1 protein-coding gene is annotated in these 504 nt (G+C 68.1%); it reads left to right on the plus strand.

Features of this window, described 5'->3' with window-relative positions:
• Positions 1 to 504: TolC family protein (locus AC6EI8_RS26650; protein WP_498383418.1), on the plus strand; the 504-nt coding region annotated here is incomplete at both ends.

Consider the following 504-nt stretch of genomic DNA (forward strand, 5'->3'; position numbering starts at 1 on the left):
CGCCATCGAAATGGCGGTTGCAGGCGGCCAACTGCCGGACCCGGTGCTCAAAGTCGGTGTCAACAACGTCCCGGTCGACGGTCGCGACCGGTTTTCGCTCGGCACCGAAGCCATGACGATGCGGTCGATCAGCGTGATGCAGGAGTTCACCCGAACGGCGAAGCGCCAGGCTCGCGCCCAACGTTTCGAGGCTGAAGCCACCTCCGCGGAGGCGCAGCGCACGGTGGCGCTGGCCGCCGTGCAGCGCGGCACGGCCAGCGCCTGGCTCGAGCGGCAGTACGCCGAGCGAATGCTCGATGTATTTGCTGAACAGACGCAGTCCATCCGATTGATGGTGGACGCCGCCGAAGCCGCCTACCGCGCCAACCGCGGCACGCGGGCCGAGATTCTGACCGCTCAGCTCGAACTTCAGCAGGTCCGGAACCGGGAAGACGAGGCGCGCGCGGCTGTGGCTGCGTCCCGGGCGATGTTGCGGCGATGGGTTGGCGATGCCGCGGACCTGCT

This window comes from Cupriavidus sp. R6-3, assembly GCF_059772245.1.